This window comes from Citrobacter sp. wls827 (assembly GCF_005280875.1).
Classification (GTDB): Bacteria; Pseudomonadota; Gammaproteobacteria; order Enterobacterales; family Enterobacteriaceae; genus Citrobacter; species Citrobacter youngae.
On record NZ_SZWR01000023.1, the window covers coordinates 65,899 to 69,880 of the forward strand.

General features: G+C 56.0%; 6 protein-coding genes. 1 reads left to right on the forward strand and 5 read right to left on the reverse strand.

The window, feature by feature from the left end; all coding sequences use genetic code 11:
- On the forward strand, window positions 1–499 hold a 499-nt coding region (locus tag FDX03_RS23680), incomplete at its 5' end, for an ABC transporter permease (RefSeq protein WP_249357120.1).
- Window positions 500–596: 97 nt separating this feature from the next.
- Here FDX03_RS23680 and nikR read toward each other — a convergent pair.
- The 5 genes from nikR to FDX03_RS19770 all read right to left on the reverse strand — a co-directional run.
- A complete protein-coding gene (gene nikR, locus FDX03_RS19750) occupies window positions 597–998 on the reverse strand; it encodes a nickel-responsive transcriptional regulator NikR (protein ID WP_005121550.1) in 402 nt (133 codons plus the stop codon).
- Window positions 999–1,047: 49 nt separating this feature from the next.
- Window positions 1,048–1,626 carry a 4'-phosphopantetheinyl transferase AcpT gene (gene acpT, locus FDX03_RS19755; RefSeq protein WP_061068768.1) on the reverse strand — a complete coding sequence of 193 codons (579 nt, stop codon included), beginning with the start codon at window positions 1,624–1,626 and terminating at the stop codon, window positions 1,048–1,050.
- A gap of 1 nt (window position 1,627) precedes the next feature.
- Entirely contained in the window at window positions 1,628–2,857 is a 1,230-nt protein-coding gene (locus FDX03_RS19760) for a beta-ketoacyl-ACP synthase (protein WP_048213607.1), read from the reverse strand.
- Window positions 2,854–3,585 carry a 3-ketoacyl-ACP reductase FabG2 gene (locus tag FDX03_RS19765; protein ID WP_137346468.1) on the reverse strand — a complete coding sequence of 244 codons (732 nt, stop codon included), beginning with the start codon at window positions 3,583–3,585 and terminating at the stop codon, window positions 2,854–2,856. Before FDX03_RS19765 ends, FDX03_RS19760 begins: the two co-directional genes overlap by 4 nt.
- On the reverse strand, window positions 3,582–3,982 hold a 401-nt coding region (locus FDX03_RS19770; protein ID WP_249357121.1), incomplete at its 5' end, for a 3-hydroxy-fatty acyl-ACP dehydratase. The genes FDX03_RS19765 and FDX03_RS19770, both read right to left, overlap by 4 nt.

The window sequence follows — 3,982 nt, forward strand, 5'->3', positions numbered from 1 at the left end:
TCTGCTGGTGATGCCGGTAACGCCGTTTGAGATCATGATGGCAAAAATCTGGTCGATGGGGCTGGTGGTGCTGGTGGTTTCCGGTTTATCGCTGATGCTGATGGTAAAAGGCGTGCTCGGCGTACCCATTGAAGGCTCGATACCGCTGTTTATGCTGGGCGTGGCGCTGAGCCTGTTCGCCACCACCTCGATCGGTATTTTTATGGGCACGCTGGCGCGCTCCATGCCGCAACTGGGATTGCTGATGATTCTGGTGCTGTTGCCGTTACAGATGCTTTCCGGTGGCTCCACGCCGCGTGAAAGCATGCCGCAGGCCGTACAGGACATCATGCTGACGATGCCGACTACCCACTTTGTCAGCCTGGCGCAGGCGATTCTTTATCGTGGCGCAGGGTTCGGCATCGTCTGGCCGCAGTTTCTGACGTTGCTGGCGATTGGCAGTGCGTTCTTCCTGATAGCGCTGCTGCGCTTTAGAAAGACGATTGGCACGATGGCGTGAACATTATTGCCGGATGGCGGCTACGCCTTATCCGGCCTACAAACGAGAACGGGTGTAGGCCGGGCAAGCGAAGCGCCCCCGGCAACGAAACAGGTAATTACTCTTCTTTTGGCAGGCACTGCAAATGACCGTGGCGCACTCCGCGCTGGGAAATCACATCATCGGCAAAATGCTGAACATCGCCCATGTCGCCTTTTAGTACGGCGATTTCCAGGCAGTCGTCATGGTTGATGTGAACGTGTAGCGTAGCGACCGATAAATCATGGTGATGGTGCTGCGTCGAAACAATGCGGCTGGCCAAATCACGCTTCTCATGTTCATAAACATACGAGAGTACCGCGAAGCCCTGAGTGCCATGCTCCTGGGTCGTTTCCTGCGCCAGCGCACCACGCAAAATATCGCGAATCGCTTCAGAACGGTTGTTGTAACCACGGCGCTGGCTCAGGCTATCCAGCGTTTCCAGTAAATCGTCATCGAGAGTAATGGTGACTCGTTGCATCTGCAGTTAACCTTTCATGTCGCGCGTCGGCGCACAGGGAATGCGGGAGTTACAGCCTCTGCACGGCGTCGGCTGTCAGGGTAAATGGCGTTGGCGTGCACACGGCCAGACTCAGGGTTTCGAGCTGGCACTGGCTAACGGAGAGCGAGGATGTCAGTGTAGTGCTATCGACGCTGACAATTTGCCAGGCGCTGCCGCCACGCTGCTTAACGATGGCTTCTTTGCGCGTCCAGATGCGCCAGAAAGCCGCCAGTTGGTGGTCCGGATGTTCTGCTTCGATTTCGGCATGTTCCCCTAGACTGAACACCGTATTCGCCAGCGTCTTCCAGTTTTCGCGCGGGCGCACGACTTCAATATCGCAGCCCACTTCCCCTTCGTCGCTAAGCAGCAGAGCAATGTCATCACCGCTGTGGCTAAGATTGAACCACAGCGGCGTGTCGGCTGAAAAGGCCGGTTTTCCTTGCTCGCCGTAGACGATATCAGGCAATGGGGAAAGGGCATGGGAAAGCAGCACGCGGCCAGCCAACCAGCGTGCGCGGCGAGCACCCTGCGGTGCCTGCTCATAGAGCGCATGAGGCAGCACGCCGGTGCTTAAATCAGAAACTTTCCCTAGAACGATCCGGTACATATCACGGCCAACGTTTGATGATGATAGAAGTATTGATGCCGCCAAACGCAAAGTTATTGCTCTGCAAAAACTCGCAATCAATCTTGCGGGCTTCACCCATAATGTAATCCAGCGCGCCACAATTGGCATCTGGCTGACTCAAATTCAGCGTAGGCGCAAACCAGCCTTCACGCATCATTTGCAGACTCATCCAGGCCTCCAGTGCGCCACAAGCGCCAAGGGTATGCCCAAAATAGCTTTTAAGCGAGGATAGCGGCACATTATCACCATAAATTGCGGCAGTCGCCTGACTTTCTGCAATATCGCCACGATCGGTAGCGGTACCGTGCGCTGAAATATAGCCGATATCCCGGGCGCTAATACCGGCCATGCTCAGCGATTTTTCCATGCAAATCTGCATTGTCTCACGCTGTGGCTGGGTGATATGGGCAGCATCGCAGTTAGTGGCAAAGCCGACGATTTCACCGTAAATCGTTGCTCCGCGCGCTTTAGCGTGTTCCAACTCTTCCAGCACCAGCGTACCAGCACCTTCCCCGATGACCAGACCATCGCGTTTTTCATCGAATGGGGAGGGGGTGGTTTTCGGTTCGTCGTTGCGCTGGCTGGTGGCGAACAGCGTATCAAATACGGCGGCTTCGGAAGGGCACAGTTCTTCTGCACCGCCGGCAACCATCACAGTTTGATAACCGTGTCGGATGGCTTCCCATGCGTAACCAATTGCCTGGCTACCGGAGGTGCAGGCGCTGGATGTCGGGATGACTCGCCCACGCAGGCCGAAAAACAATCCGGTGTTAACAGCCGTGGTGTGCGGCATCATTTGCACGTAGGTCGTGCCGGTGATGTTATTGGTGTGCTTCTCGGTCAGCATGGTCGCGAACTCACTCACCGGCCCGGTGCTGCCTGTGGAGGAACCGTATGCTATTCCGGTTTCACCGTTGGTCAGTACCCGATCGCCAATCAGTCCGGCTTGTTCTAACGCCAGTTCTGATGCGCGAGTGGACATCAGCGACACGCGACCCATGGCGCGAATGCGCTTGCGGGTATAGTGTTCCGGCAGAGTGAAGTTATCGATCGGCGCACCCAACAGCGTGTGCAGTCCGTCATAAACCTGCCACTCCGGCATTTTGCGTACCGCATTTTCATACGCCAATAGCCTGGCTGAGACATCCTGCCAGTTTTCGCCAAAGGCGGTGACGCCGCCCATGCCTGTAATCACGACACGACGTGTCATAACATCCCTCCATTGATGGAAATCACCTGGCGAGTGACATAGCCCGCCACATCCGACATTAAATAACTGGCAAGCCCGGCCACTTCTTCAGCCTGACCTATCCGTTTCATGGGGATCATCGACATCGCCTCTTTCAATGCGGCTTCTTCCATCTCGATCATCCCGGTATCAATCAGTCCTGGTGCAATACAGTTTACGGTAATTTTGCGTTTTGCCAGTTCGATGGCCAGCGCTTTGGTGGCGCCAATAATACCGGCTTTTGCTGCACTGTAATTAACCTGACCGCGGTTGCCCATCACGCCGGATACCGAAGACAGTGTGATGATACGACCCCCCTGGCGTGCGCTAATCATCGGCATAATGCACGGATGAATGACGTTGTAAAAGCTGTCGAGGTTGGTGTGGATCACCGCATCCCAGTCGCTATCGCTGAGCGCAGGGAAGGCGGCATCACGCGTTACCCCGGCGTTGCTGACAATGCCGTACCATGCGCCGTTAACCTCAATATCGTGCTCCAGTACTTCACGGCATTGCTCGCGATTGGCAACGTCAAACGTCAACAGACGCCCTGCGCCGCCAGCGGCGAGGATAGCCTCCAGTGTGTCTTGTGCACCTTGTGCATCGCGATGATAGTGCACGCCGACCACAAAGCCGTCTGCCGCCAGTTGTCTGGCGATGGCGCGACCGATACCTTTGCTGGCACCCGTAACTAAAACTGAACGACTCATGTGGACGCTCCTTGTTGAAATAGCGTGTTAATTTCTTCTGTTGTCGGCTGGAAGGTGTTGACGCGACCGGTTGCCAGCGTCTTGTTGTCTGCCTGAATGACGCATTCAAAGCTACCGAATCGTGCATCCTGCATCAGCAATTTGACATGGATGCTCAGCCGCTTCCCGGCAGGCAGAACACCCGCAGCACAGACTAACTCGCGTGCGCCCAGCACCATACCTAATGCAATACTCGCCTGACCGTGTTGCTGGCGGTGCCAGCCAGACCAGACGCCAATGGTCTGCGCCATTAATTCCAGTGCGAACCAGCCGGGCAGATTGCCATCGGGGTCGAGGAAAGGGGCCAGTACGCTGTTTGCCGATACCGTCACGTGGCAGGTGGCGGTTTCGTCCGCCA

Bases quoted from the DNA above. Each gene is read 5' to 3' on its own strand.
- nikR (WP_005121550.1), bottom strand. From the start codon at position 998: ATGCAACGAGTCACCATTACTCTCGATGACGATTTACTGGAAACGCTG.
- acpT (WP_061068768.1), bottom strand. From the start codon at position 1,626: ATGTACCGGATCGTTCTAGGGAAAGTTTCTGATTTAAGCACCGGCGTG.
- FDX03_RS19760 (WP_048213607.1), bottom strand. From the start codon at position 2,857: ATGACACGTCGTGTCGTGATTACAGGCATGGGCGGCGTCACCGCCTTT.
- FDX03_RS19765 (WP_137346468.1), bottom strand. From the start codon at position 3,585: ATGAGTCGTTCAGTTTTAGTTACGGGTGCCAGCAAAGGTATCGGTCGC.